This is a genomic window from Paramuribaculum intestinale, from assembly GCF_003024925.1.
In the GTDB taxonomy this organism is placed as follows: Bacteria; Bacteroidota; Bacteroidia; order Bacteroidales; family Muribaculaceae; genus Paramuribaculum; species Paramuribaculum intestinale.
Window position 1 is genome coordinate 1 of record NZ_PUED01000262.1, and the last position, 2,525, is coordinate 2,525.

Below are 2,525 nucleotides of genomic sequence, written 5' to 3' on the forward strand. Positions count from 1 at the left end.
AGTAACAGGTTTCTATCTGATTTTATTATAGATCCGGAGGCTTATATACGCAATGTTTCACCTCAAACAAATGTGATATTCGTTGATGCAACCGATAGGGACAACAATATTAATGATAGGATACAAGATAGCGAAGAAATAAATCTGAGTTATATTGAGAATGGTGCGACTGTACCCAGTAGATTTCAGATTTTTACTATCAATGATTGGATATACATAATTTATAATAGAAGATTGCTAAATGATGCCGAGATTGCCACGTTCATGAAAAAGCTGGGACTGCCACCTACTGCAACAACTGATGAGATAATCTCAGTTCTCAAACAAAAAGGTACCTCCCTGAAAAAATCATTGGATCAGGTATTAACGAATAATGAGATTGAAAATCTGAATGATTACAGTATGGTGGTATGGAGTGGACGAAAAGATTTGTGTCATGGCTGCCTTTATACAGGAGACTATAATGCCAAGAAATATCATAAAGAGCTTGCAAATATATACGGACGATTGAGGTCTCACACAGACATAATCCAGATACCTCATCATGGGTCAATAAATAATTTTAGGCCGGAGATCTGTTCACAAAATTCTATACATGTTGTCTCAGCATCTAAGGGTCCATATAAATCCCGACAAATAGTCAATCCTAATAGTGTCATAACTACAATTCGTAATAGCGGTTTTATTTGTTCAGATACCCGAACCAAAGACATAACTATTTGAAGCAGTGCCAATATATTGTTAGTCTATATTTACCGAGAGTTGTGTAATCCACGAAAAATGAGTAATTTTGCAACCTGAAAAGAAACGATATGCCTCTGACAAAAGAAGAAATACAGTCGCTGTTGAGCGACATAGAGAATGAGCGCGTGGAGCGCACATTGTCCACCGATAACACCAAGAAAATATCGGAGGCTATCTGCTCATTTGCCAATGACATTCGTAATACGAATAAGCCCGGTTATTTTCTCATAGGTGCCGACGATAACGGTAATCTTGATGGACTGACTTTTAGCGATGCACAGTTGCGTTCATATGCTGGGTTACGTAATACCGGAACAATTCTTCCGCCTCCCGCAATGATGGTTTATAAGGAGACATTCCCAGAAGGAGAAGTTGCCGTCATTGAAGTTCAGCCAAGCGAAGATACTCCCGTGCGATACAAAGGCGTTATCTGGATTAGAATTGGAGCAAGAAAGGCAGAGGCAAATACTGAGGAAGAGCGCATCCTGACCGAAAAGGGTCAGATTCACAGTTCTTCTTTCGATGGTCGTCCATGTCGCGAAGCTACCATTGATGACATTGACATAGATCTGTTCAAGAATGAGTATTTGCCGAAGGCTGTATCGCCGGTTACTTTAGCGAAGGATAAGCGCAGCGTAATTCAGCAGCTTGCTTCTTTGCGACTTTTCGATACTCGTTTCAACTGTCCGACTTATGCCGGTATTCTTTTGTTAGGACACGACCCGCAGTATTTTATTCCGGGAGCATACATTCAGTATGTCAAATTTGCAGGAACTACTCGTGCGACAAAAGTATTGAAGGAAAACCGCTTCAAAGGCAATTTGATTTCAATGCTAAAAGAGCTGGAGTATTTCATCAAATATTCCATCGAGAGCAAACGCCCGGAGTTTGTGAGTGTCCTTCGCGAAGAACCACGCATTAACTATCCTTGGGAGGCAATCCGTGAACTTGCAATGAATGCCGTAATGCACCGCGCCTATAATGGTAATAACTCCCCGATAAAATTCTACGAATACAACGACCGCATAGAGATTGACAACCCCGGTAATTTATACGGCAAAGTCAATTTGGAGAACTTTCCTAATGAAACCGACTATCGCAACCCTAATATAGCCGAGATAATGCTGAATCTGGGTTATGTCAATCGTTTCGGCAGCGGTGTAAATACTGTATCAACACTTCTCGAAGAAAATAAGAGCAACCCTGCGGAATTTCTTCTCGGTGACTATACCACATTCAAAGTTATTGTTCAGAATGCTGATGTCATAGAAAATGGCACCGATGGCACCGATAAAACGCCTAGAATTATAGTGAACACTACGGAAAGTGGCACCGATGGCACCGATAAATCTGAATTTGGCACCGATAATGGCACCGATGGCACTAATAGTGGCACCGATGAAATATCTCGTGAAGATGCGATTGTGAATCTAATGCGTAAAAACAAGCGTATAAGCATCAAAGAAATCTCATCACAACTAAACATTCCGAGAAGAACCTTATTCCGAATTATTGATACACTAAAATCAGATGGACGCATCCGTCGTGTAGGTTCTGAGAAATCCGGGACATGGGAAGTCATTGAATAAATGTGATAATTGAAGGGAAGCAAATATGGAAGGCTCAGTAATCTCTAAAGAATTGATTGAGGCGTTCCGCCCTATCATAGAGATCAATAACGCACAATTTCGGCAAGTTAAGACTATGCTTGCTGGATTTATCGCTACGCAAGAAAGAGATCTGGACTATATGGATGGGTATATGGACACTCTTTTCAATTT

Annotated in this window: 2 protein-coding genes; both read left to right on the plus strand. The window is 40.7% G+C overall.

Features of this window, described 5'->3' with window-relative positions; translation table 11 throughout:
* The coding region (locus tag C5O24_RS12470; RefSeq protein WP_205961120.1) for a hypothetical protein at window positions 1-723 on the plus strand (723 nt) is incomplete at its 5' end.
* An 89-nt stretch (window positions 724-812) separates the two neighbouring features.
* Window positions 813-2,333: an RNA-binding domain-containing protein gene (locus C5O24_RS12475; RefSeq protein ID WP_107036941.1), complete on the plus strand. Its 1,521-nt coding sequence runs from the start codon at window positions 813-815 to the stop codon at window positions 2,331-2,333.
* Window positions 2,334-2,525 lie beyond the last annotated feature (192 nt).